This is a genomic window from Vibrio sp. 2CM40D, from assembly GCF_023161825.1.
Lineage (GTDB): Bacteria > Pseudomonadota > Gammaproteobacteria > Enterobacterales > Vibrionaceae > Vibrio > Vibrio alginolyticus.
Window position 1 is genome coordinate 98555 of the sequence record NZ_JALNTL010000007.1, and the last position, 26226, is coordinate 124780.

The following is a 26226-nucleotide window of genomic DNA, read 5'->3' on the forward strand; positions in this document are numbered from 1 at the left end:
AGTCGTAATGGTCACTATTAGAATTACAATTTAAGAGGAACAGCAATGAGACAAGTATCTCTAACGTTTACATTGCTTATGACTTTGGCAGGCTGTCAACTTACCAATGTTGAAGGCGAAGTCGATGATGTAAAGGTAAGAGTCAGCACCAATGATGATGACCATCGAGGTAATGGTAATTTCTGTCCTCCGGGCCAAGCCAAGAAAGACAACTGCTAAAAGAGCGGCTTTATGCCGCTCCCATATTGGCCTCAATCCTCGTTGGTCGAAGATATTTTATGAATGGCTAGGTCAGCGCCATTGAATTCGTCTTCTTCTGAAAGCCTCAGTCCCATACTGGTATTAATCGCACCGTAGACTACAAGTGCACCAAGCGCTGCGATGGAAAGGCCCAAAAGCGTTCCTAGAAGCTGAACGATAATGCTCACGCCACCTAGCCCACCCAATGCGCTTTGACCAAAAATCCCAGCGGCAATACCACCCCAAGCGCCACATACACCGTGTAAAGGCCAGACACCCAGCACATCATCAATCTTGGTTTTGTTTTGTAGGTGGGTAAAAAGATAAACAAATAGCACGCCAGCAATCGCACCTGTCACTAAAGCACCGATAGGATGCATTAAGTCTGAGCCCGCACATACAGCAACTAAGCCAGCCAGTGGGCCGTTATGAATAAAGCCAGGGTCATTCTTACTAGCCAACAATGACGCAACAATGCCTCCGACCATTGCCATCAATGAGTTCATAGCCACCAAGCCACTTATGCCTGACACAGTTTGAGCTGACATGACGTTGAAGCCAAACCACCCCACACATAAGATCCAAGCTCCCAAGGCCAAAAAAGGAATATTCGAAGGTGCAAAGTTGGTGTGCTTTCCTGCTCGAACTCTGCCTTTTCTCATGCCCAAAAACACGACGGCAACAAGCGCTATCCAGCCGCCAACACCATGTACAACGACTGAACCTGCAAAATCGTGGAAGCCATAACCAAAGGTATTTTCAAACCAAGCTTGAACACCAAAGTTTCCGTTCCAGATCATTCCCTCAAATAACGGGTATACGATGCCGACAGTGAAAAATGTTGCGATTAGAATCGGATAAAAACGAGCTCGTTCTGCGATACCACCTGAAACAATAGCGGGAATCGCTGCAGCGAAGGTCAGCAAGAAAAAGAACTTCACTAACTCGTAACCATTGCCTTGAGATAATGTCTCAGCATCAGCAAAGAAGGTGCCGCCATAAGCGACCCAGTATCCAATAAAAAAATACGCGATGGCGGATATACCGAAATCAACCAATATCTTAACTAAAGCATTAACTTGGTTCTTTTGGCGCACGGTTCCTACTTCAAGAAAAGCGAAACCAGCATGCATCAAAAAAACCATGATTGCGCCAAGTAGTAAGAAAAGTGTGTCGGAACTTTGCGTGAGAGTTTGTACAGCGCCGTGTACCTGATTGGCAGTTACACTCATTATAATTGTCTCCATTGATCTGTAGCGCACTTATCCTGTGCATCAAAGTTAGGCTCATCACCAATTTGGTGAACTTGATTTATAGAGCGTCTAACAGAGCAATTCTCATTCCATAATTTATATTTCTAACACTTACGCTTTAATTTATTGTTTTGTATGAACTTTAATAAAATTAGGTATTCTTGAAATGGTGTTTAACATGCTAATAAATGCACCAATGTGGTTTTAGTGCACCAACATAATGCGCACCATATAGCTCAACAAACAGCAAACTTTATACGATAAACGTAAAAGCCACCCCATGAGAGGTGGCTTATATACGGAATTGCTAACTAAAGGAGTTTATCGAGTGATCTTCCCTGCTTTTACTTCTTCTAACCAACGTCCTTCGACAAGATAGGGAGGGAGCCAACCAGTTTCAACAGATAAACGGTTACCTTTGTCATACCACATGCAAGCCATGCCAAGCAGAGGGAAAGAGATGAAAGTTTCTATAGAAATCAAGTCCTCTGACTTATCGAGCCTCATTTGGTATTTCTCTTGGAACTGAAGGTTCTTAATAAGTACTTCTTCAAAGTCATAACCGATGTCAGTTGTCAGGGTAGCAAAAGTTTCCAAAATACCCATGGCGATTTCTAACGCCCAATTATCACCCTGAGCAACTGCCGCGTCCATCGCGGCCACCAGTTTATCAGGGTAGTCCGATGTGCGGTTATGGAACGACTGGATGACATCTACTAGCATATAAGACAACTTACCCGCCCTAGTGGCACTTTGTTTCATCAGAGAAATGGGAAAGTTCGCCAATACATCCATACTTGGCCTGTCACGCACAATTGCCGATATAAAATAAGCATCCAGCCACATTGAAGGACAAATGAAGCCCATTTCTAAGATACCTTCACCATCCCATGTTACTTCTGGATAATCTAGTATCTGAACAGTTAATGGCTCATTAGGAAACATAGCCAGCCGATGATAACAAGCCCCCATTAATGAAGTTTCATAAAGGCGTAATGTACAAATTTGTTCGTCTTCATGTGAGGTTTGAAACCATGTATACCAGCGAACCTGGTCGATGGCAAAATCACCAAGACTGACTAGGTTTTCCCGCCTGACTTTAAGACCTTCTTTTCTGTTATCTAGGACTCTATTTATAAATTTTTTTTTACTCACAATTGCTTGTGTGTCAAGTTCAGGATTTGCTTTGCGTTCTACAACCTTGCTCGATTCATTACTTTGCATTTTTACTTTAATCCTTTGGAATTAATTTTAAACTCTGCCACTTCTAGCTTTAAGTCCGAGGCCTTTCCACTTTCAGGGATGCTTGCTTGCGTATGTATATATCGAATAGGTCTACCGGATAAAGCGGCGTATTGAATTTCGTCGGCAGCTACTTTTTCTGTTGTTCCTTCTAAATTTTTCGACATTAGCTTAACTATTTCCGCCGTATATTTACTTGTCCCTTGCTGATACGCCTCGTTTCCAATCTTACGGCTGCCCAGCGGGCTGCTACCCCCTTTAGCCTCAACAATTATAATTTCACCTGGTGGCGGCTCTTCCACCTCGTAAACCATATCAAAATCGCCCGGCTTCGAAATTGAGGTTCCAATATCTTTGGGATGAAGCAGCTTAGCATTAGGACGTTTACTCCGGACAAAGTCATCCGCGGCTAACTCACCAATTTTTGCGGACTGTTGGTTAATATTGCCAATTTGAGCGTTATATCCCTCTTCGCCAGTTCGAGCGTCCATTGCCTCTTGACGCTCTTTCAAGCATTCGTCAATTTTTGCTTTGTTTCTTTCTGTTAGCTCATAATCACTCGTATTGAGTTCAGAGTTTTCTTTATACTCTGCTTTATTCAGCACAAGATCTTCAGTGAAGATCGTACAACCTTCCTCTCCACCAACTTTCTCTGAGTCAAAAACATGCGCATTTACAAACTCCTCAATCCCAACAACATACTGCACTTCGTGTCTGGTGCCATCTGAGTGATTGATATGACGGTAAAAAGTAATCTCGTTTCTCTCGCAATCAATATGGTCTAAATCGTATTCATATCGAATATGATTTTTACCTTTGGGTTTGCGGATTTTGACTTGCGAGCGAACGCCATCTTCTCCGACGGATGACTCTTTTGCTGCTTCTAAAATCTGATCGCAAACCTCTTGGGGAACATCGCTTTGCGCCTGATACTCTGCCAACATTTGACCCAAGCGTTTTAGCCCTTCTTCACATAGGAAACCTGTTGGGTCAATCCATTGGATAGGGTTGACTGCATATTGGTAATGATTAATACCACCAGCAATAGATATCGGATCTTGTTGGATAAAACGTCCTAGCTTAGGGTCGTAATACCGAGCGAGGTTGTAATGTAAGTTGGTTTCTTGATCGAAATACTGTCCTTGAAAACGCAATGGATTTACTACTTTTTCAATATGTACATGAGCAAAGCCGTGAGCATCGTAGCTGGCACTCCATACAACATTCCCTTCGCAATCGATCAGTCGCTCTGGTTTACCAACTTGATCGCACTGGTACCAATAAATAACGTCATTTTCTAGCAGTGCCACTGGCGTGTAGGTTTCTGGTTGATATAGATACCAACGGAAAGCACCTGAAGAACGTTCACCAATTAAACGTTCACCTTCCCACAGGAACTCTGTAACGCCTTGTTGTGTAATTTTCTTCGTTCTGCGCCCTAATGCATCATATTCATATTGACTGATACCATCGTCGGTGTGAACTTCAATGAGCTGATTTAACGCATCAAATACGCGAGTCTGAACGTGTCCTTGCCCTTCACGTTTTGTCTGGTTTCCTTGCGCGTCATATTTGAACCGGACATCATCGTGTACTTCAATACGATCAGCGAATACCTCTGAAGATGGCAAAGTAGGATTGCCAAAACTATCGTATTCAAACTTAGTCACTTCTCCGGAAGCATTGACTCGTTTCAGTTGCCCTAAGGTATCGTACTGATAGTGCGTTGCTCCTGCCATATTATTAATGATTGATGAAATACGGTTTTGCGCATTGTAAACGTACTTTTTCTCTCTATCCGGCCAATGTTGTTCGACCAAACGACCAACACCATCATAAATGATGCGCTCATTAAAATGTGCCGTTTCAATTTGGGAAACTCGTCCCATTTCATCGTAATGAAATTTGATTTGAGGTAAATCTAGGTTTCCAAACCGAATCGCTGAAAAACGCCCATATCGATCATAAGAGAAGTTCAGCTCCGTATTATCTGGCAGTACCTGAGATACGCGTTGGCCAACTCTGTTAAACTCCTGCGCTATCTCAAACTGGCCTTGAATGCGCTTTGTTAAATGCCCGAATGAAGAGTATTGGTATTGCAATGTGTGATGGCGATTGGATGCGAAAGTAAGTCGCCCACCAAGCGTATAATTGAAGTGGTTCTCTACAATACTGCTACCATTTCCTGCTTTGACGTGCTTGAGATAACCCGCAGCGTCATAGCGATACAGCACCGTCCTATCTGCGACTTGCTTACGATGGATTCGCCCCATATGATCATAATCAAATTGGCTTTGTAGATTATCAAACCCGACAGTTCCTGACAGCTGGCCTTCATCGTCATACAGGAATTCGAATTCTAAGCCGTCACTCCGAACTAATTTAGTCAGGTTACGTTGTTGATCGTATTCGTAAGAAATATGGCTGCCATCGGGGAAGATGACTGCTTCTTGTTGCGCGAGTGCTCCCCATTGATACGAGGTAATGCCTGCTGGAGTTCGAATCTGAGCAACACGGCTGTGCTCATCGTAAGAATATTCTTCGCTATAACCGACTTTGTCTTCGTCGTTAAAATAACTAACCGATGTACGCCTGCCAAATTGATCATAAGCGAGTTGAGCAATGCACCCATCGGGATAAGCGACGCCATTCACTAGATCTTCTTCGTTGTAGCTGTAACGAAGTAATGTACCGTCTATTTCATTCGCGATAAGTCTTTGTTGTTCATCCCACCACCACTGACTTTTCTTACCATCTTCAGACTCTTTTTTGACGACTTGACCGTGTTTATCGTAATCATATTCCGTGACACAGCCGAACTGATCGGTATCCCAAACTCTTTGACCGAGGCTATTGTAGTAAGCCTTCTCGATATCCCCGTCAGGTGAAACCGTTTTAACTAACTTACCTAAGCCGTCATAACCATATTGAATTTCTTTGCCAGAGGAATGAAACTTAGAAACTAATTGACCATGCTGATTATATTGATAATTGACCGTTGACTGATCAGGATAGATAGCTTGTGCTTTTCGTCCTAATTCATCATATTGCCATCGCCAAGTTTTACCTGTGGGGCTTATTTTCTCGAGTAAGTTACCCTGCTCGTCATGCAAGAAAGACCATTGATGATCTAACGAGTCAGAATAAGAAGAGTGATTTCCTTGATAATGGAAGCGATAGTCATAAATTCCTGCGTCCCCAACGTTTCTGATGCATTTCGCTTTTGCACCTTCGCCATCCCATGCAAAATAATGAGTAAAGCCAGTTGGTCGTATACGCTTAACAATTAAATGACCGCTATATTGATATTGTTCCTTTAAGCCCAAATGATTAGTTGCACTGACCAAATCATCGTGCTCATCATAGGTATAAGTTGTCAGAACTTTTTGGGACTTTGCATTAAGCAGTTCTACAAGGCGTCCTTGCTTATCATATTGACATTCAAGAACCGAACGCTTGTTATATGCGATTTCGATCAATCGATGGTTTCGAGAATACTGCAGTTGAAACGTTGAAAACGTGCCATTTCTGACTTGTTTAACAAGCCAACGATCATCTTTCTGTTCAAATCGATATTGATGCCCATTAGCGAGCGTCACGATCCGAGTTGCTGAATTTAGGAAATAACAGCTCGCACCAGCGTATATCTGGTAACTTGTTGCTCCAATATCTACTGGCTCAAATTCTGTGATATCGGCCTTATCGTCAACAAACTCCCAAGCGATCACATTGTCTTTCTCGTTCGTCTTTTCGCGTAATTCAAACTGAAATGCATGTCGCCAACCAAAGCCCATTCCATGATTTACATCCGACTGCGAAGAGCGGTAAGTACGCTGCCAAGTAGTACCTTGTTGTAGCTCGATATCATAGAGTTCGAGAATTTCTTCACCCGTCACAAGTGATACAGGATCACCGGCTTTCTCATGTTTTTCGCTGCTTTGTTGCTGAGGCTTGTCGGATGCGGCACTTCTGCCCCTCTTTTTATTCGACTTCCCCTTTCCCTTCGATGGTTTTGCATTGACGGTATTTTGAGTCGGTGGAGGCGTAACCGCTGACGAGAGTGCGTAGTTTTCGCCGGTAGGTACAATTCGAGCGACATGCAAGTCACCGTTCACCAAAGCATTGGCAAACGTTGAATTATAGTGTTGGGAAGTAAGCTCACCGTCAGGTATGTTTGGCTTGAATTGACCAATCGCATAGAACAAGTCCTCGACAGAGCGAAGGTCAAGCTCACCAAAGCTCTCAAGAAACTCTATTGCCTCTTGTTTGGTCACGAATGTTTTAGGTTCGCCGCTAGTAAGTAACTGACCAGAGAAGTGATAACTTTCACCAAAGCGATTCGTGATAGGAATTACGAATTGAGGGATCATAGCCGTAACGTGTTTGTCCTTTTCTTACCTTGCCGCATCATTTAATGCTCGTTTCGCTCTTTTTATTTGTGAGAGCAAGATGCCTTAATCAAACATCCTCCGATAGAGATTCCTCTGTATGCGTAGACTGAATGTATTGATGGCAATTTTCACGTATGCAACTCTTTGAATTTCTGAGCGCAGCGTACTTTAACGGGACGATGAATCCTGAGTAAATGAACAATAGCGTGAGTGAGACTAATGTCTCATCGTGACGCGATTTTTTTACATGTTTCTTACTTAACTATGATTTTCTGCCCAGTTACGTAAATTCACTCAATAAGTTGCATCAAGTATCACCACTGCGACTCAGCGCTTCATATTTGAGACAAAACAGCAACAAAAAAACCGCCTATTACGGCGGTTTTGCTTAAAGAATACTGATTAAAGGTTTGGACCTGTCGATGGTCTGTGTGGTTGGTTATTGAGCAGTTGCTGCATCCCTTGAAACATTCGCATAAACCACACCAAAATGGCTAATGCAGCAAACACCATCCCTACCCAAGGAATAAAGTAAGCGATGGTTTCAAGCAAAGTACTATGCAACCAATAATCACTCACGCCAACGAGTACACCGTTAGAAGTCGCGACGGTGACGATCAACACAACAAAAAACGTCAGGTAGAGAAAGAAGGTGCGAATTAAACCGTAGTAATGAGAAATCACTACGTCGCTGTCTTCTCCCTTATCTAATCGGTAACCCGCATAGATAATTGCGATAACGCCTGAGATCAGAAACGTAAACGGGGTCAGACAGCTCAGGATGTACGCAACCCAAATCCCGTTATGAGGTTTGTTCATTCGCTTTCGCTCCTTTTACTTCCGTTTGTGCCGTATCTGTTTCGCCCATTGCTTCTTTGGACTTCACTTCCTCATACCAAAGATCGTGGTGTTCTTTCGCCCATGTCTCGTCAACTTCACCAGTCACCATGCCTTCTAACGCACCTTCCATACCGAATAGACCAATATAGATGTGGAAGATAAAGCCACAGATTAGAATCAGTGCCGAAATCGCATGAACTAAGTTAGAAAGCTCCATGTCACGGCGAGTTTGGCCAAAGATAGGAAAGTCCAGAACTAAGCCACTCACTGCCGCGATAGCACCAAAGAAGATCAACAACCAATAGATTGCCTTCTCGCCACCGTTTGAGAAACCAGCTGACGGATGTGTGCCTTTGTGTTTACCAACCATACCGCCCATTTTCATGAACCAACGAACATCAGTCATGTTTGGAATCGACTTGCGCCACCATTTAAAGAGCACGAGCATCAGCAAAATGAAGAACAATGGTCCCATGTAATTGTGGTACTGCTTCGCCAACATGACGATAAAGCCCCAGAACTCAGTAGGAACGTACGGTTTTAAGAAGTGCTTACCGTAAACCAGCATCAAACCACTGAATGCCAACGTTAAGAATGTAAACGCCATACTCCAGTGAAGCGCGCGGTCTAAACGAGACCAACGCTTCATCTTTTTACCAGTACGCGGCTTGCTAAGCATCAAAGGACCAACGAATACGTAAGCCATGATAACCATCGCGATACTGCCGAAAATCGCGACAGCACCAGCAGGAGACATCCATTTCTCTTTTAGAATGTACCAAGTCTCACCAGGTTTACTGATCAATACGCCATGTTCTGGCGATTGGGACGTGGTGTAGCCTTCTTGCCCCTCTCTGACTTCGCGCCAATAGTCTGCCCCGGCGAGTTGCGTGATCTCCTGTTGAATAACTTTAGAAGATTGTTCCTCTCCTGAAGCAGGCATTGCGAAAGTCAGCAGCAATGCCGTCATCATTGACAGCATTGCTAGAGATGCACGTATAAGCGTGTTTAACATGTGCCTCTCCTTACTTAGCTTTTCGTCGCATCGTAAGAAAGATCGTTTCCGTCTGTCCAACCTGCGTTTTTCGCGCCGCGTTCTACCACACGTTGACGGAAAATGTCAGAGACTTTCTCTGCGTCACCCGCAAGCAGCGCTTTGGTTGAACAAAGCGATGCACACATCGGTAACTTGCCTTCTGCGATACGGTTCGCACCGTATTTTTGACGTTCTTCCTCAGAGCCAGGCTCTGTTTCTGGGCCGCCCGCGCAGAAAGTACATTTATCCATTTTGCCACGTTCACCAAACGCCTCTTGTTTAGGAAATTGAGGTGCGCCAAACGGACAAGCAAACAAACAGTAACCACAACCGATACACAGATCTTTATTGTGAAGAACGATGCCGTCTTCGGTATGTTCGAAACAATCAGCTGGACAAACTGCCATACAAGGCGCATCGGTACAGTGCATACAAGCAACAGAGATAGAGTTTTCACCAGCTTCACCGTCGTTTAGTGTTACCACGCGGCGACGTTGAATGCCCCATTCAAGCGCATCGTCGTTTTCGTTCTTACATGCAGTAACACAGCCGTTACACTCGATACAGCGTTTCGTGTCACATAGAAATTTCATTCGTGCCATTGTCAGACTCCTTACGCTTTACGAATGTTACATAGGGTTACTTTGGTTTCCTGCATCAAGGTAACCGGGTCGTAACCGTAAGTGGTTGCCGTGTTAGCCGATTCGCCAACAACGTAAGGTTGTGTACCTTCTGGGTATTTAGGACGTAGGTCTTCACCTTCGAACTTACCGCCAAAGTGGAACGGAATGAACGCCAAACCAGGTTTCACACGACGTGTTACCATCGCTTTCACCTTGATTCGTCCTTTCTCTGCACCTTCAACCCAAACATCATCACCATCTCTAAAGCCAAGATCGTTCGCGTCTTTCGGGTTCACTTCAACAAACATTTCTTGTTGAAGCTCGGCAAGCCAAGGGTTTGAACGCGTCTCTTCACCACCACCTTCGTATTCAACCAGACGGCCAGAAGTCAGAACGATTGGGTACTCGCCCGATTTGTCTTGCTCTTGAATGGATTTATACAACGTAGGAACACGGAAGATTGCATCTTTGTCTTCCCAAGTTGGGTAATCCGTTACAAGGTCACGACGTGGTGTGTAAAGTGGTTCACGATGCAGTGGCACACGGTCTGGGAACGTCCAAACAATCGCACGCGCTTTCGCGTTACCAAATGGAATACAACCGTGCTTGATCGCGACACGCTGAATACCGCCAGAAAGGTCAGTCTTCCAGTTTTTACCCTCTGCTGCCACTTTCTCTTCAGCAGTTAGATCGTCCCACCAACCAAGTTGTTTCAACAACTTGTCAGTGAACTCTGGGTAACCGTCTTTGATTTCACAGCCCTTCGAATAGCTGTCTTCAGCAAGTAGGCTCTTGCCTTCAAATTCCACACCAAAGCGCGTACGGAAGTTACCGCCACCTTCTGCAACCGTCTTAGACGTATCGTACAGAATGTGTGTACCTGGGTGTTTCATTTCCGGTGTACCCCAACATGGCCAAGGTAGACCGTAGGTTTCACCGTTGACAGGGCCACCTTCCGCTTCCAATGTGGTTTTGTGGAACGTATGCCAGTTTTGTTGGTGCGCTTTCAAACGCTCTGGGCTTTGGCCTGTGTAACCAATCGTCCACATGCCTTTGTTGAATTCACGCGTTAGGTCTTCAATCACCGGCTGGTTGTTTTCAACACGGATGTTTTTGAACAGAAGATCGGAATAGCCCAGTTTCTTCGAAAGCAGGTACATGATTTCGTGGTCTGGTTTTGATTCAAACAGAGGTTCAATCACCTGATCACGCCATTGTAGAGAACGGTTAGATGCGGTAACGCTGCCGTGTGTTTCAAACTGTGTTGTTGCAGGAAGCAGGTAAACGCCGTCGGTACGGTCGTTCATTACCGCAGCAACCGTTGGGTAAGGGTCCACAATCACCATCATGTCCAACTTCTGCATCGCTTTTTTCATCTCAACACCACGTGTTTGAGAGTTCACTGCGTGTCCCCAGTAGAACATTGCACGGATGTTTTCGCGTTGACGAATGTTGTCTTTGTTTTCCAGTACACCATCAACCCAACGAGATACAGGAATACCTGCACTGTGCATTGGTTTCTGACCGCTATAAGCGTTGTCATCGAAACGACCTTTGATCCATTCGTAATCGATTTCCCACACTTTTGACCAATGACGCCAAGCGCCTTCAGAAAGGCCGTAGTAGCCCGGTAGCGTGTCAGAAAGTACGCCAAGGTCGGTTGCGCCTTGTACGTTATCGTGACCACGGAAGATGTTTGCGCCGCCGCCTGATTTACCAATGTTACCAAGCGCTAGCTCAAGCACACAGTAAGCACGTGTGTTGTTGTTACCAGTAGTATGCTGAGTACCACCCATACACCAAACAATACAGCCTGGGCGATTTTCAGAAAGCAGTTTTGCTGTTTGGTAAACGTCTTCTTCGCTTACGCCTGTTACGCGCTCAACTTCTGCTGGCGTCCATTTCGCCACTTCAGCACGGATCTCATCCATACCGAATACACGTTGACGGATGAACTCTTTATCTTCCCATTGGTTTTCGAAGATGTGCCACAACACACCCCAAATGAATGCTACGTCAGAACCAGGACGAAGTGATACATAGTGATCCGATTTTGCTGCCGTACGTGTACGACGAGGATCCGCTACGACGATCTTACAGTTGTTCTTCTCTTTTGCGATCAGAATGTGCTGCATCGCTACTGGGTGTGCTTCAGCTGGGTTTGAACCAATGAATAGCATCGACTTACAGTTGTGCATGTCATTGAAAGAGTTGGTCATCGCACCGTAACCCCAAGTATTCGCTACACCAGCCACGGTTGTTGAGTGACAAATACGCGCTTGGTGGTCAACGTTGTTCGTACCCCAAAGTGATGCCATTTTTCGGAACAAGTACGCTTGTTCGTTGCTGTGCTTTGCGCTCCCCAAGAAGTAAACCGAATCAGGACCGGACTCTTTGCGGATGTCCATCACCTTGTTACCGATTTCTTCGATCGCTTGATCCCAAGAAAGCTTTTTCCACTTACCGTTTTCAAGCTTCATTGGGTATTTAAGACGGCGCTCACCGTGGCCATGTTCACGCAGTGCTGCGCCTTTTGCACAGTGACCACCGGCGTTAAATGGGTGGTCGAATGCAGGCTCTTGACCCGTCCAAACACCATTTTGAACTTCTGCGTAAATACCACAACCCACTGAGCAGTGAGAACAGATAGTACGTTTTATTTCTGTTTTCGCTTCTGGATCGACTGATTTTGCTTGCGCTTTTTTCATCATTCCCGGTGCGAATAGACTAGCACCAACCACTGCGCCACCAGCGGCAAGCGAAGTGTTTTTCATGAATGCACGACGAGATACGCCAAGCTGATTCGTTTCTTTGCTCACACTGTCGGAGCGTTTGACAAGTTTCATCCGTTATCTCCTAAAGTGTGTCGTAGTAATCGCGAATGTGTTGAGTTTCACGATACCCTTTCTTCTTCACGTCATTTTCAGAAGGCTCAACCGTTTCTGAAGCAACGGCCACTTTCGTGGTTCCCGCAACAACAGCACCGGCAACGGCAGCGGTTGTGAAGCCTTTTAGGAGATCCCTACGGCTTGTGTTTATTTCTTTATTATCTTTCATCATTGCTTCCTTACCTTACGGTAGATCTTTGGAGACTCATGCCTCTCTATCGATATGACCAAGTACTGCTCGATTACTCGTAATCAGTGACGTTTTTCATATCAATTTTTAATTTGTTCTTACTGCTTTTGGTGTTCACGCTAAAGCGCACTTGCTCTAACGTTAAAAACGCATCGCAAAGCTGTGCAGCTGGCTTGTAGAAGTTCACGCTTTCTGCGCTCTCTAGTTGGCGCGTAAAAGATTGGAACCAAGGGGCGATGTGTTTGTTAAACACCGCTTGTTGAAGTTCTTCCTCTTCACCTGTCAGCATTGCCATCACTTCGCACAGTGCAGAAATATGGTCTTCAGGCTCTTTCACGTTCTCTTCTCGTTCGATGCCTAAAAGATCCAAATCGCGACGAATTTCCGCTAACGGTTTTTCCATCATCGAGCCAGTGCGATGCCAAGATCCGAATGGCACAACTTCACCACGTCCAATGCCAATAAACAGATCTTGATATTCTTCTTCTAACGCTTCTCGCTGCGCTTCGTTCGCGGCTTGTTGCAGTGCGAGCCAAGCTTTTTGCATCGCGCTCTCAGACGGTTCAATTTCTAGCGATTTCAGGAACGCCAGCATTTCATCACTAGGCGCACTACGAAAAAGTGCAGATAGAACGAGATAAATGTCTGTTCTCAGTGTTTGTTCTTGTTGTGTGTCCACTGCGAGCTCCTAGTATTTCAGTTGTTTCATTGGGTCTTCTGCCATCGACTCAAACATGTCGATCACACGGCAGTCTTCACACATCGCGATACGATTGATCGCCGCTTCATCAGAGAAGTGAGAGTGACCGCGTAACTTGTTTTGTAGCATGTCGATCATCGATTGCGGAGCAAAAGGCTTGTGACAACGAATGCACTCGGCTGCCTTTTCTTCATGAATCACAACCGCTTTCTGGCGTTCTTCTTTCACCCAGTTCATACGAGGAGTAAGCGTCAGCACTTTCTCTGGACACGCTTTCTCGCACAGCCCACATTGAATGCAGTCTTGCTCGACGAATTTAAGTGACGGAGATCGACCGTCCGTATGCAATGCACGTGTTGGACACACCGCCACACAGCTCATACACAACGTACAATCTTTACTTTCACAAGAGACTGTGCCGTAAGGTGCGTTCGCTGGAAGTTCAACAATGTTCTCAACTGGAATACGTGATGCGGACAACGCATCCAACGCCGTAAATAGACGCTGACGTTTGTTGCCTTGCAAGTCTCCTAATGCCAAATCAAAAGACTCGGTACAAAGTGTCGGAGCACCTTCACGTAGTGACTCTAGATACAGAATGTCGATGGTTTCTTTGGCTATACCAAGCTGATCGAGCAGCTCTTGAGCAATACCTACTTCGCTATTAAGCACACGAATAATGGTTTGAGGCATAAAACGTGAAGCCGCAAACAGCACCTGAGTAGCACCATTCACAAGCGCGGCGAACCAAGTATCAATACCAACCGAAGGCAGTTCTTCCACCACAATTGGAATCACATTATCTGGCAGTGCTTTTAGTGCCATCACGTTGTAGCTCTCGTGGCGAGAACTGCAAATCAATACGATAGGATCTAAACCACCCGCTTGCTCATAGTTAGCTAGCGTACGTTCAATAAACTTTTGCGTATCTTCAGGGTTTGGCAGTGCGTAATGAATCGCTTCTGTCGGACACGCTGTAACACAAGTACCCACGCCTTGACATAGGTATGGGTTGATCTCGATGCGATGGCCCGTTTTGTCGCTGCCTTCACTCGATAGTGCCCCTGCCGGACAAGCATCCACACACCGTTCGCAACCTTTTACGCCACGAGAGCTGTGTGCACATAAATCGGTATCTAAACGGAAGAATTTCGGTTTATCGAACGTCCCCATTAAGGTTGGAATCTCTTCCAACGCTTCAGCCAGTTTCGGATAGCCACGACCTACTGGGTAGTAGCCCGGTACTGGGACTTCTTCCGACATGCAGCTGTTAAGGCAAAGATCGAGTACGATATCGAAACAATCGCTATTGGTCGCGACCTTGGCAAGGTTGTTGGTCAAACCATGATTTTCAATCAGAACTTCAAACGTACCTAAGAACCCTGAAACCTGAACCGAATTGGCGTAATAAAGCTCGGGATTTGTGCCCTTTTCGCCATCGGTAGAAAGCAGCGTTAGGCTGTTCATTTGCGACAATTGCGCTGCCGCACTTTCGATGATTGCTGTTGGGCCCACAATCAAAGTATTACCGCCGCTTTCATAGCTTACGGTTGGTGGAATAAGATTGGTCAACTCTACGGTATTTTCGAAAGCGTACAGCCTCGCTTTACCGTTATTGGAAGTTGCTTGTTCTAATAATTGTTTCAGCATTGCTCAATTCCATTTATGAACATGGATAGTCTTTTCCATCTCTTAGTGTAGTTAGCGCCGGAGATTCTGCTGATTAACTTATCAATGAGAATTCTTATTCCGCCGTCTATAGGCGATGAATACTACGCAGTGCGTCCGTACTAACTTCAACCAGATTGGTATTGAGCAACAAATAGCAAGTGTCATGCCAATAAAATATCAACTGAAAATCAATAGGTTATCAATTTTACTGACAAATAGTAGGGATAAAAAAACCGGTTGAGACATTTTGTCTCAGCCGGCTCATTGAGTGTTTAGTCAAAATGTACCTATTATTTATGTGGTATATTTTGTCTCACCTCGTTAGGCTGTGATTCTTCAGCAAAAGTATCACTTTCGCCAGATACTGTATTTATATACAGTTCATTTTCATCTTGAGTAATTTGGCCACTTTTGTCGGTGTTTGACTCTGCGTCTTCAACTACCTCAGATGCGATATCGTTAGCGTTAAGCTCAGACCCTTGCGCAGTTTCAGCGTCTGGTTCGTCTTCCACTTTATCTTTAACCCAATCACGCAGCGTCTCAGCGACGTCTTGAGAAAGTGACTTTAAGTTACTGTAATCATCATCGTAATCGTCTAGGCCGTCACGCACGTTAAATTCTTCGGACAAGAACATTTTGCGCAGCGCAGCTTTCTTAACGCTTTCTGAAGCTTCAGAAACCAGCAGTTGCGCCACAGACATTTCTTCAGTTTTTTCAGTCTCTACACTCGCGGTAATGTCTGGAGCCTGACTATCCTCATTGACGTTCAAAGTATCTAAGCTTTCGTCAGCGTTTGAAAGCGCTGTGACACTATCTTCGGATTGTTCCGTCTCTGCTATCGGCGTGATCTCTTCAGCATGTTGGGAAGATTCTTCTAGTTTACGTTTCGACCAACGGCTTAAAAAACTAGTTGCCATTTGCTCTGCCTGCTCCTTTGCGTTTCTTGCGTCTTACTTCTAACAACTCACCGTGACGACCAATAAAGGCTTCCATCCAAGCCTGAACGGCTAACGGCATATCGTTAGATAGTACAAGGTTATCACCATCCATATATTGCGCCGCAACAGATTGTGAAGCCGTCAGTAACTGTATCGCTGGTTTTTCACCAGACTCGACGTTATCCATCACTAAAAAGAGTTTAGGTTGCTGAGAGCTTAAGTTAAAGCGGTAGTCTGTACGCTCGTCTTTATGTAATTGCAACAGACAAACATCTGGAGTCTCTTCCGTCGGATTCAGCGCAAATCCTGTCAACTGCCATTGGGTTGTCACCCAAATCCCTGTACTGATCTCATGCTCAACAAGCTCTACGCCGATTGGCCATGTATCCTCAGTCTTTTCGTAATTTTTTTCGAAATCTTTCTTATCCGACATAACTCACCCAGTCTTTCTATTTTTGGTCTGAAAACACACAGGACATTTTGCCCCCGTTTTCGACCATTTTTATTGTCTTCGAAGCAATAAACGCGCCAAGCTGATATAACTTAGTCTATGTACTCCCTCAGGCTATAAGTACCAAACTAGACGAAACTCAAATGTATTGATGTGTCATTACTGCGAACTCGCAGTTTTAATGCATTGTTGACATAAAACCTCGCAATTTCTGTGGGAACCGCTATTTTGGAATGAGATTTGCTAGCCACTTAACAAGCTAAAATGCGTAGCAACCTAACGCTCTTAATCACTAGGACACGACTGTGCTGAAACCAAATATTATTAAAACCAGTGAAAATCCCCTGCAAACCATTGAAGTCGATGTGTACGACGAGTACGGCGAAAAGCTCACGAAGCAAATCGCTTGCGAGCGTCCTCTTACGGTCATGCTGAACTGGAAAGAAGTGGTCACGCTCATGACGCTAGGTTCGCGCCCAGAAGCACTAGTACTCGGTTATTTAAAAAACCAAAGCTTCCTGTCCGATCCAGCCGCGATCGAATCCGTTATTATTGACTGGGAAACGCATTCCGCAGCGGTGATTACTAAAGAAAACACTGAACACTTAGAAGGCGCCCTGAAAAAGAAAACCGTCACCTCAGGTTGTGGCCAAGGCACTATGTATGGCAACGTGATGAAGCAGCTTGAAAATTATCAAGTGCCTCAAGTTTCTCTTAAGCAGTCAGAAATTTATTCTGCGCTGGAAGCGTTAACCCATTACAACGACACCTACAAAAAAGCGGGCGCAGTACACGGCTGTGCGGTTTGCAAAGGAAATGAGGTGTTGTCATTTGTGGAAGATGTCGGCCGTCACAACGCAGTGGATACACTTGCAGGTGAGATGTGGCTCAAAGAAGAAACAGGTGAAGATAAAATTTTCTACACAACTGGTCGCCTTACATCAGAGATGGTGATTAAAGTGGCTCAAATGGGCATTCCTGTTCTGCTTTCTCGCTCTGGCGTTACTCAAATGGGGTTAGATCTAGCGAAGCAATTTGGTATTACAACCATTGCGCGTGCGAAAGGTTTGCGCTTCCAAGTGTTTACAGGAGCCGACAAGGTTGAATTTGATGTAAAAGGCAACCAATAACACCTTTTCAGTGTAAACTAAAACCAATAATGCGGATTCACAGAGGATGTGGACTATGAATAATGACCAATTGTGGAATTTTCTGCTTACGCCCAGCGGTATCATGCTTTCTATGATTATTACCTTTGGCGTGGTCGGGCTCTATGCGTATATAACCGGTCAGTTTAAGGATTAAGGCCAAATATCAAAAAAGCCTCGCTAAATAGCGAGGCTTTTGCTTTTTAAACGCTTTGCGAGTAATTACGCGTCAACACCACGAGATTTTAGGAACTCAGAGTAAGTGCCTTTAAAGTCTGTGATTTTACCATCGCGGATTTCGATAATACGCGTTGCTAGTGAGTCTACGAATACACGGTCGTGAGAGACGAAGAACAACGTGCCTTTGTATTGCTCAAGCGCCGTGTTCAAAGATTCAATTGATTCCATGTCCATGTGGTTGGTTGGTTCGTCCATTAGCAGCATGTTTGGCTTGTGCATCATTAACTTACCAAGCAGCATACGACCTTGTTCACCACCAGACAGTACTTTTACTGACTTCTTAATGTCGTCTTGACCAAACAGCATACGACCAAGGAAACCACGAACGACTTGCTCGTCATCACCTTCTTGACGCCATTGACCCATCCAATCCGTTAGGTTCATGTCTTCTGCAAAGTCATGCGCGTGGTCTTGCGCGTAGTAACCGATGTTTGAGTTTTCAGACCATTTGTACTCACCCGCACGCGGTTCAAGCACACCAGCAAGCGTGTTTAGAAGTGTTGTTTTACCCACACCGTTCTCACCGATGATCGCAACGCGCTCACCCACTTCAAAAATTGCATTGAAGTCTGAGAACAAGTCCTCTTCGAATCCTTGGCTTAGGTTTTCAACAATCAGAGCGTTACGGAACAGCTCTTTCGACTGTTCGAAACGAATGAATGGGTTTTGACGGCTAGACGCTTTAACTTCATCCAGTTTGATCTTGTCGATTTGCTTCGCACGAGATGTCGCTTGTTTTGCTTTCGATGCGTTTGCAGAGAAACGAGCAACGAACGTTTGTAGCTCAGCGATTTGTGCTTTCTTCTTCGCGTTGTCGTTTAGTAGACGTTCGCGAGCTTGAGAAGCCGCAGTCATGTACTCATCGTAGTTACCTGGGTAAACACGTAGCTCACCGTAATCCAAATCAGCCATGTGCGTACATACTGAGTTTAGGAAGTGACGGTCGTGCGAGATGATGATCATTGTGCAGTTACGTGCGTTTAGCGTGTCTTCCAACCAACGGATAGTGTCCATATCCAAGTTGTTGGTTGGTTCGTCAAGAAGCATCACATCTGGGTCTGCGAATAGAACCTGAGCTAGAAGCACACGAAGTTTCCAACCCGGTGCAACTTCACTCATTAGACCGAAGTGTTGTTCCATTGGAATACCTACAGCAAGAAGAAGCTCACCCGCTTTCGCTTCTGCCATGTAACCGTCCATTTCCGCGAACTGAACTTCTAGGTCAGCCACTTTCATGCCGTCTTCTTCGCTCATTTCAGCAAGTGAGTAGATGCGGTCACGCTCTTTCTTCACTTCCCATAGCTCTTTATGACCCATGATAACGGTATCGATTACAGTAAATTCTTCGTAAGCGAACTGGTCCTGGTTCAGTTTTGCAACGCGCTCGTTTGGATCGTAGCTTACGTTACCGCTGGTTTGCTCAAGCTCGCCGCTGAGGATCTTCATAAAGGTTGATTTACCACAACCGTTAGCTCCAATTAAGCCGTAGCGATTGCCTTCGCCGAACTTAACTGAAATGTTTTCGAATAGCGGCTTAGCGCCGAATTGTTGAGTAATATTGTTGGTAAATAGCATATCAAGTATAATGTCTTAAATTTGAGGGATTTAGCATGAATAAAACGAAGGTCTACAGTTACATTCGCTTCTCCACGTCACGCCAAGAATCTGGAGATAGCGTAAGAAGACAATTGGAAATCGCACGCAATTACTCAGAAAAAGTTGGCGGAGTATATCAAGATCGCTCTTTCTCCGATATGGGTATTTCAGCATTCAAGCAAAAAGAACGTGATGGTTTGCAGATGATGCTCGACATGGTTGAAGACGGTTCTATTGAGAAAGGTTCACATATCGTTATCGAGCGACTAGACCGCTTATCGCGCCAAGGGATCTCTGTTACTCAGCAACTCATAACGCAAATAGTTCAACATGGCGTGCTGTTGTACGTTGCAGGTGACAACATGCTTCTTGAACGTGATTCATTAAATGACTTGTCCATTGTCATTAGAGTCGCAGTTGCTGCTGATCTTGCATACAAAGAGTCATTGCAAAAATCTCAACGTATCAAAGCTTCAAAAATCGCGAAGAAGAAAGACGGGTTAGATGGTCGTGTTACTAAGAAAGTATGCCCATTCTGGCTAAAGTTCGATGAAAAAAAGCAAGAATACGTGTTCAGTGACAAACTACCGACAATTCAACGAATCATTGAACTACGTCAGCAAGGTTTCGGTGAAAACAAAATGGCACAACATTTGAACGATGAGAATGTCCCGCCACCACGTGCTGCTAAGTGGTCACCGACTTCTCTTAGAAAGCTATATACGCATCCCGCGATTTACGGTGCATGGCAGACTACCGAGAAGACCGAAGACGGAAAGTATATCAATAGTGATTTGATAGAGAACTACTACCCTGCTCTATTGACGTATGAAGAGTTCATGTTGATGAACCCGAAGTCGAAAGCGACGACTGCGAAAGATAGCGGCTTGAACCCGTTTAAGGGATTGCTTCGTTGTGCGAAATGTGGTGCAACAATGTCTCGCCAGACATCTAAAATGCGTAATGGTGAAAAATACGTTGCTTATCGTTGTACAAATGCAGGTAAAGGTATTTACTGCGACGCTGTTGGTTATCGTGACATGGACAAGTATCTAGTCGCAGCATGTAAACGATTAAAGATTAAAAAGACGTTGAGCAGTGACAATCGCGAAAAAGAGTCACAACTACGAGCATTAGAAGCGAAGCTTGATAGCTTACAGCAAGCTATATTGACTCAAACTGATATCACTGCGTTGATTAGTACATCACAAATCGTCGAACGTCAGATTAACGAATTGAAAGCGACGATTAAGCCAGCAGCGACCGTCACTGTCGATGAATTGTACTCACATAGAGACAACCCTCAATCGTTTAACTTGCTTGCTCGTTCGTTAATTCAAAAAGTTGAAGTTGAAGTGAAAGCGAAAAATCGTCATACGAAAACGCTGTTTGCTAAGTTTTATCAACATAACGGTTATGTCATTACGTTGACTGTACTTCCATCAGGCGATGCTTTTTATAGTACAACTGATTTGTCACCGATTATTGATAATGAAGATTACGAAGAACCAGAATCGACTGAAATTGAAGGGCATGATGATTCAATTCCCAATCCTGATTACGATTCTTCGTCATGGTCAAAGCCTGTCACTCAGCGTAACCGATGATGTCAGACGCTTGATCAACTAATTCGATGATTTGTTCGGTTTGCTCATATCCCATGTAGTGAACCGAACCGCCAATTAAACATGCAGACAATAGCAAGATTGCTGCCCTTTTCAGATTGAATTTCCCGTCAGAAAAAATCCAAGTTTTTAATTTACTAGCAATCGGTGTGATGATGTTCATTGCCGATGCTATCGCTTTAAGATTGATTGCCATTAGTCTCTCACTATTGCCTGTTTGATTTCTTTGATGTCATCTTCGATGGTTGACATCTTTACTTGCTGTCGAGCTAGTGTTTTATCTAAGCTCGCTAGCGTTTTCTGCAAATCGATATAGATCGGACGCATCGACTCGATTTCTTTATCGTGTTGATCAACGTTTGATTTAATGCGAGTTAAATCAACTTGCTGGTTTTGTTGTATTGTCGTTATTGCTTCGACTTTGACATCGAGCCTCTTCTGAACTTCGGCCCCTTCAGTAACTTGTTGTTGCAAAACCCCGTAACCAACTGCGAGAGGGATTAGCCAAGCTAACCATTCTGTCTTAAATGACATTTTTCCCCCTTACCACACTTAGACGTGGCCGTTTTGTTCTGATAACTGACAAACGTTTTCTAGGAATTCGTACTACATACATATCGCCCCCTTATAAAACGTGTTCAGTAGTTGCGTCTGGCATTACTGTAATCGTTCCGTTGATCAGCGTAGTGACAATTCCATCTGCGTCTTTTACTTGAATGTCATATACAAGTGTTTGTGAGCCGCCGTTGAGTGGAGTTGTTTTTGTCGGGGTAATTTCGAAGTAAAATCGGTCTGACTCTTTGATGATATCTAAGTCGAATATCTTTAGTCCGTCATAGCCACTACGAGCCATGCCGGTTATCGTTAAGTCTGAGACATTGATGATTTTGTAAGTGCCATTAGCGACCGCTTCGTCTAACTCTTGAACGGAAAGCGTATCAGGGATTGAATCGTCGTAGATTTTGAAATAATCACTCTGAAAGGTATCGCCGCGGCACATCTTGATTGAATAGTGATGCATATCTTAACCTCTTAGTTGTATCTATTATTTAGAAACAAAAAAGGTCGCGATCATTAATAACAAAAAAGCTCCCGAAGGAGCTTTGTCATTAAAGTTCTAACTTAGCTTCGATAGCTGCTAGACGTTCTTTCAGTTCTTGGTTCTCTTGGTTCACTTCACGGATAGCTTGGTAAGCTAGAGCCATTAACGTATTGTCATCAGACTTAATAGCCTTATAACCATGAACATCATCTTTAACAATGTGAGGTAATACTTTCTCAACTTCTTGAGCAAGGAAACCCATCTCGAAACGGTGATGTTCCTCTGAACCATTATACTCGCCATCTTCTTTGATAATCTGAGTAATCTCAGCATTCTCTTTGATGTATGAGTAAGAACCAATTTGGTTCACTACGTCCAATGCACCTTTTACTTCTTCGATGTCAGTCTTCAAACGTTCATCAGAAGAAACCTGAGTGTATCGGGTATCCGCATACTGTAATGTCAACAGTGTACGCCAGTTACCGTAATCGCCTGTGTAACCTGAACGATAAACAGGTAATCTTGAAGATGTATCTGGGTTGCCTTGGTTATGTGGGAAATACAACTGAGATTTAACACCACTGTTTGTATTAGTGTGCGACATAGCCAATAGCGAACCATAAGGATACGCGTCTCCTACTGTCGGGGCAGAAGGTCGATTAGAGCCAGTACCATTATTAACTGATGAGTGGCCTGAACCATATAGTGTATTCCAGTTTTGTGTAGTAACACTCTGTACACTACGTCGTAATAGGTTATCTTCAGCCCAGTCACGACGAATAGCATGGCTACCTGTAGGCGAACCACCATCTAGAACAACAGGCACACGGAATGTAGCGGCACTACCACTAATAATCATCCATTGATTACCTGCTGAAGATAGGTCTGAAGCATCACCAACAGCCCAACTACTTAGAGTTTTACCAGCCCATACATCAATACCTAAGTTGCTTGAGTAACGGATGTTTACGTTAGCATCACCATCTGAACGGTATAACAGCATCTTCTCAGCACCACTAGATTCAACATCCAAACGGTTAGTATTGAAGATTGCACGACTACGGTCACGATAGATACTAAATGCACGTTTATCTACGCTATTTTCACGCATGTTAAGAAAAAACTCATTAGTACTAGATGCGCCTGCGTAACCAAACTCAGTACCATGTACGCCATTAGATTCTCGTAACCTAAGAGATGTGTTTACATTGTTAGCTTGCGCCTGCATATCCCAACTCATACTAGTATTACCAGTATAGTAATGGGTCATGTTATGCGGTTGCCACGCTATAAAGTTTGAACTACCGCCTTCTGGGTACAAACGAACAGTACTACCACCTTCACCCAATGCTTGCATCTTAGGGCCATCAGCACCCATCTTGAATACACTGTAGGCCAAACCTGAGTTTGTATTTAACAGGGCGGTAGCAGCATATGACCCATGTCCCCATGAACCACCAACAGCAGAATTACAGTAACTGCGTCCATAGTACAGAGCAGCATTTTCCATATCTACTGAGTTATCAGTACCAGGATTTAAAGTAATACGCCCATTATCTTTAAGGATTACAGAGTTACCACCTTCTGTATTTTCCCAAGTCATATGGTTGTTACCGGCTGTACCGTAACCTAAGTAGCCACGACGAGTAGCGTCAGCATGTTGCCATTCCATGAATGAAGAAGTACCAACACCAGAGTTAACGCCATCACGGAACTTAAATGCTGAACCACCATTGTGGTACTGAATCACTGTACCGTTGTTATCAAGAGTCCAACGTCTTGATGAGTTAGTCAGTCCTTTAGGACGTAACTCGATCACCGCATCACTTGCCGTTAGATAGGTGTACCCTGATGAATACAAGTAAGCACCATGTTCGCCTGCATTGTCAGGGTGTTTAATTTCTTTAGAAATAACACCGTCATCTACAACAATGCCCCCATCAAAGTAGGTATTCTTAATACCCCACACTTTCTCTTGTGAGTTATGTAGTACAGTTACAGGCTGTTCATTCGTGATTTTATCATCTGTGACACAGATTACTTCATGTGTTCCCATATCAGGTGCAGCATTAAAAAATGAAGCACGTTGTGGTTTTTGGAATGGTGGAATATCAGCAAATTTCAATGCTAACTTCTCAACACCTTCATGTGTTACACGAACAATAGATACATCAAAGTTACCCTGAGTCATCTCACCACGAGCATAATATGAACCATTATCACCTGCTGTCGTTTGCTTAACTGCATGGACATCAAATTGAAATGCTGCCGTATTGCCTGAACGACGATGGCTAATAATCTTACCGATAAAACCACCGGAGTCATAATCAGCAAGAATGAAGTACACGCTACGTTGCACATCATCATTGATGTCCATCTGAGCAGTCTTCCATACGATGTATGGGTTTACTTCTGTAGTAATTGTTTCATTAGATGAACCATCAATAGTAACTGAACCATCTACATCACCATCTACTGTAATGGTTCGAGGTGTTGACCATTTATCAGCAGCTACTGCCGTACCACTGTCAGGCAAAGCACCAATATCAGACGGTGTAGGTTTATACCCTGTTGTATAGATTCGTTCCCATGGGCCAATAGTCCCATCCCCTGCATTCGCAGAACGCACATGAATCTCTGAACCAATACTACGAGCTGCTAACTGAAACCCACCTTGACCATTCGGTAAGTGGATCAGTGAACGTGTGCCTGCAATACCTGAAATATTTGAGTCAGTACGGTCAATCTCGATCTTACCTGCTGAAAATAAGGCATCTACTTCAGCTTCAGATAGTGAACCAACATCTTTATCAATACGATTATCGATCTGGCTTTGCAATACGCTCTCGATAGCATCTACTTCATTTTCTGTGTAATAGCGGTCATCATGAGTGTGTGAATTATTCGCTACAGTGACATTCAAAGTAACGTCTGAACTACCATCAATCGACACCATACCACTCGCGTCGCCGTTTAGAGTGATTTTGCGAGCATTAGTCCATTTATCAGCTTTGTTCGCAGTACCGTTTACAGGTAAAGCACCGATAGATGTTGGGGTGATTGTGTCAATTTGATTCTGTAATCCCGATTCAATTGCATTGACTTCTGCTTTTGTATATTTGTCGATTACGACATCACCCTGCATTCCGTCTACTGTGCGAACCAAATCGGTGTTATCAATTTTGTACCAGATGTCTTTCTCAAGATTCCAATACAATTGATCACCAACTTCGACTGAGATATCAGGCTGCGCTGCGTTCGAGTTACTCATCGTTCCCGCTACAGAAATTTGATAAAAATCTGCACGCTCTGGTGACATTGTTGGCGATGGAAATAGACCTGTCGAGGCATCCCAATCCCCTTTAGGTGATAAAGCACTAGCGGCTGCGTCCGCAGCGATTTCTGCTCTAATAGCATCAGCTCTCGCTTCAGATGCAGACGTATCGGCATTAGTCGCAGATGACTTTGCAGCAAGTTCACTTGTTTTAGCATTTGTTTCGCTTGTAGCTGCTGCTGTCGCACTTTGTGATGCATTTAGTTCAGACGTACGGCTTGCGCTTTCTGAGTTCTTAGAAGCAAGTTCACTAGCTTTGGCATTTGTTTCGCTTGTAGCGGCTGCTGACTCACTAGCTTTAGCATTGGCTTCACTAGTGGCTGAAGCATTTTCACTATCCTTAGCAGCAAGTTCGCTAACTTTTGAATTAGATTCACTTAGTGACGCTGCTGAAGCAGATTCTGCTGCACTTGTTTCGCTAGATTTGGCATTGGCTTCACTCGTTGATGCATTAACTTCACTCAGTGCTGCCGCTTCTTCTGCGCTTTCTGACAATGCTTGTGCTTGTTCTGCTTTAGTTTGTGCAAATGACGCATCATTCGCTGCTTGACGTGATTTCAAGCTGTAATGCTTCGCTGAATATTCGTTTGGTTGAACTTCAACGTTTTCTGACTCTTCAGCCCATTGATGTGCTTTGTCGCGATATTCTCGCGATTGCTCGTTGTAGTAACTTTGAATATCAGCATTATCGAGCTTGTAAACGTTTGTAATTTCTTCTTTGTTGATCTGAGCCACTGAACCGAAGTTCGGAGACTTCACACTGACAAATGATGGCATG

20 protein-coding genes are annotated in these 26226 nt (G+C 44.3%); 3 read left to right on the forward strand and 17 right to left on the reverse strand.

Translation table 11 applies throughout. The features are described 5' to 3' along the window. The first annotated feature begins 45 nt into the window (after window positions 1-45). Window positions 46-219, forward strand: coding sequence for a hypothetical protein (locus tag MTF70_RS16925; protein WP_205460953.1), 174 nt, complete (start codon window positions 46-48; stop codon window positions 217-219). A 32-nt stretch (window positions 220-251) separates the two neighbouring features. Here the strand turns inward: MTF70_RS16925 and MTF70_RS16930 are convergent, their stop codons facing one another. The 12 genes from MTF70_RS16930 to MTF70_RS16985 form a co-directional block, all read right to left on the reverse strand. Further along, window positions 252-1472 (reverse strand): ammonium transporter, encoded by a 1221-nt coding sequence (locus tag MTF70_RS16930; protein ID WP_205460952.1) that lies wholly within the window; start codon window positions 1470-1472, stop codon window positions 252-254. 342 nt (window positions 1473-1814) lie between these two features. Next, window positions 1815-2717, reverse strand: coding sequence for an immunity 49 family protein (locus MTF70_RS16935; RefSeq protein ID WP_205460951.1), 903 nt, complete (start codon window positions 2715-2717; stop codon window positions 1815-1817). A gap of 2 nt (window positions 2718-2719) precedes the next feature. After that, complete coding sequence (locus MTF70_RS16940) at window positions 2720-7105, reverse strand: RHS repeat-associated core domain-containing protein (protein WP_205460950.1); 4386 nt, start codon at window positions 7103-7105, stop codon at window positions 2720-2722. 423 nt (window positions 7106-7528) lie between these two features. Continuing rightward, on the reverse strand, window positions 7529-7945 hold the full coding sequence (locus MTF70_RS16945; RefSeq protein WP_005377532.1) for a membrane protein: 417 nt from the start codon (window positions 7943-7945) through the stop codon (window positions 7529-7531). Continuing rightward, the gene (locus MTF70_RS16950) at window positions 7929-8981 is read right to left on the reverse strand and encodes a formate dehydrogenase subunit gamma (protein ID WP_025766649.1); all 1053 of its coding nucleotides are present in this window, start codon (window positions 8979-8981) and stop codon (window positions 7929-7931) included. The genes MTF70_RS16945 and MTF70_RS16950 overlap by 17 nt, the downstream gene beginning before the upstream one ends. Before the next feature lie 14 nt (window positions 8982-8995). Further along, window positions 8996-9604, reverse strand: a complete 609-nt coding sequence (fdh3B, locus tag MTF70_RS16955) for a formate dehydrogenase FDH3 subunit beta (protein ID WP_005377536.1) — start codon at window positions 9602-9604, stop codon at window positions 8996-8998. An 11-nt stretch (window positions 9605-9615) separates the two neighbouring features. Next, entirely contained in the window at window positions 9616-12471 is a 2856-nt protein-coding gene (locus MTF70_RS16960; protein ID WP_021033875.1) for a formate dehydrogenase subunit alpha, read from the reverse strand. Window positions 12472-12481: 10 nt separating this feature from the next. Continuing rightward, on the reverse strand, window positions 12482-12682 hold the full coding sequence (locus MTF70_RS16965) for a twin-arginine translocation signal domain-containing protein (RefSeq protein ID WP_005377542.1): 201 nt from the start codon (window positions 12680-12682) through the stop codon (window positions 12482-12484). A 73-nt stretch (window positions 12683-12755) separates the two neighbouring features. Beyond that, on the reverse strand, window positions 12756-13382 hold the full coding sequence (locus tag MTF70_RS16970) for a molecular chaperone (RefSeq protein WP_205460949.1): 627 nt from the start codon (window positions 13380-13382) through the stop codon (window positions 12756-12758). Between the two features lie 9 nt (window positions 13383-13391). After that, window positions 13392-15053, reverse strand: coding sequence for a 4Fe-4S dicluster domain-containing protein (locus MTF70_RS16975; protein ID WP_025766651.1), 1662 nt, complete (start codon window positions 15051-15053; stop codon window positions 13392-13394). 311 nt (window positions 15054-15364) lie between these two features. Beyond that, window positions 15365-15991: a DUF3306 domain-containing protein gene (locus MTF70_RS16980; RefSeq protein ID WP_025766652.1), complete on the reverse strand. Its 627-nt coding sequence runs from the start codon at window positions 15989-15991 to the stop codon at window positions 15365-15367. Next, window positions 15981-16445, reverse strand: a complete 465-nt coding sequence (locus MTF70_RS16985) for a DUF3305 domain-containing protein (RefSeq protein ID WP_005389514.1) — start codon at window positions 16443-16445, stop codon at window positions 15981-15983. The genes MTF70_RS16980 and MTF70_RS16985 overlap by 11 nt, the downstream gene beginning before the upstream one ends. A gap of 323 nt (window positions 16446-16768) precedes the next feature. Here MTF70_RS16985 and MTF70_RS16990 point away from each other — a divergent pair, with 323 nt between their 5' ends. Further along, on the forward strand, window positions 16769-17593 hold the full coding sequence (locus MTF70_RS16990; protein ID WP_005377552.1) for a formate dehydrogenase accessory sulfurtransferase FdhD: 825 nt from the start codon (window positions 16769-16771) through the stop codon (window positions 17591-17593). A 240-nt stretch (window positions 17594-17833) separates the two neighbouring features. Here the strand turns inward: MTF70_RS16990 and MTF70_RS16995 are convergent, their stop codons facing one another. After that, a complete protein-coding gene (locus MTF70_RS16995; protein ID WP_248394119.1) occupies window positions 17834-19426 on the reverse strand; it encodes an ABC-F family ATPase in 1593 nt (530 codons plus the stop codon). A gap of 35 nt (window positions 19427-19461) precedes the next feature. On the opposite strand from MTF70_RS16995, the gene MTF70_RS17000 reads away from it, so the two are divergent. Then, the gene (locus MTF70_RS17000; protein ID WP_248394120.1) at window positions 19462-21054 is read left to right on the forward strand and encodes a recombinase family protein; all 1593 of its coding nucleotides are present in this window, start codon (window positions 19462-19464) and stop codon (window positions 21052-21054) included. Here the strand turns inward: MTF70_RS17000 and MTF70_RS17005 are convergent. The 4 genes from MTF70_RS17005 to MTF70_RS17020 form a co-directional block, all read right to left on the reverse strand. Next, complete coding sequence (locus MTF70_RS17005; RefSeq protein ID WP_158156455.1) at window positions 21035-21268, reverse strand: hypothetical protein; 234 nt, start codon at window positions 21266-21268, stop codon at window positions 21035-21037. The genes MTF70_RS17000 and MTF70_RS17005 overlap by 20 nt on opposite strands. Next, the gene (locus MTF70_RS17010; RefSeq protein ID WP_158156453.1) at window positions 21268-21606 is read right to left on the reverse strand and encodes a hypothetical protein; all 339 of its coding nucleotides are present in this window, start codon (window positions 21604-21606) and stop codon (window positions 21268-21270) included. Before MTF70_RS17010 ends, MTF70_RS17005 begins: the two co-directional genes overlap by 1 nt. A 91-nt stretch (window positions 21607-21697) precedes the next feature. Next, a complete protein-coding gene (locus tag MTF70_RS17015) occupies window positions 21698-22093 on the reverse strand; it encodes a hypothetical protein (protein ID WP_140289627.1) in 396 nt (131 codons plus the stop codon). A gap of 88 nt (window positions 22094-22181) precedes the next feature. Then, window positions 22182-26225, reverse strand: coding sequence for a tail fiber domain-containing protein (locus tag MTF70_RS17020; protein ID WP_248394122.1), 4044 nt, complete (start codon window positions 26223-26225; stop codon window positions 22182-22184). Between the last annotated feature and the right edge of the window lies 1 nt (window position 26226).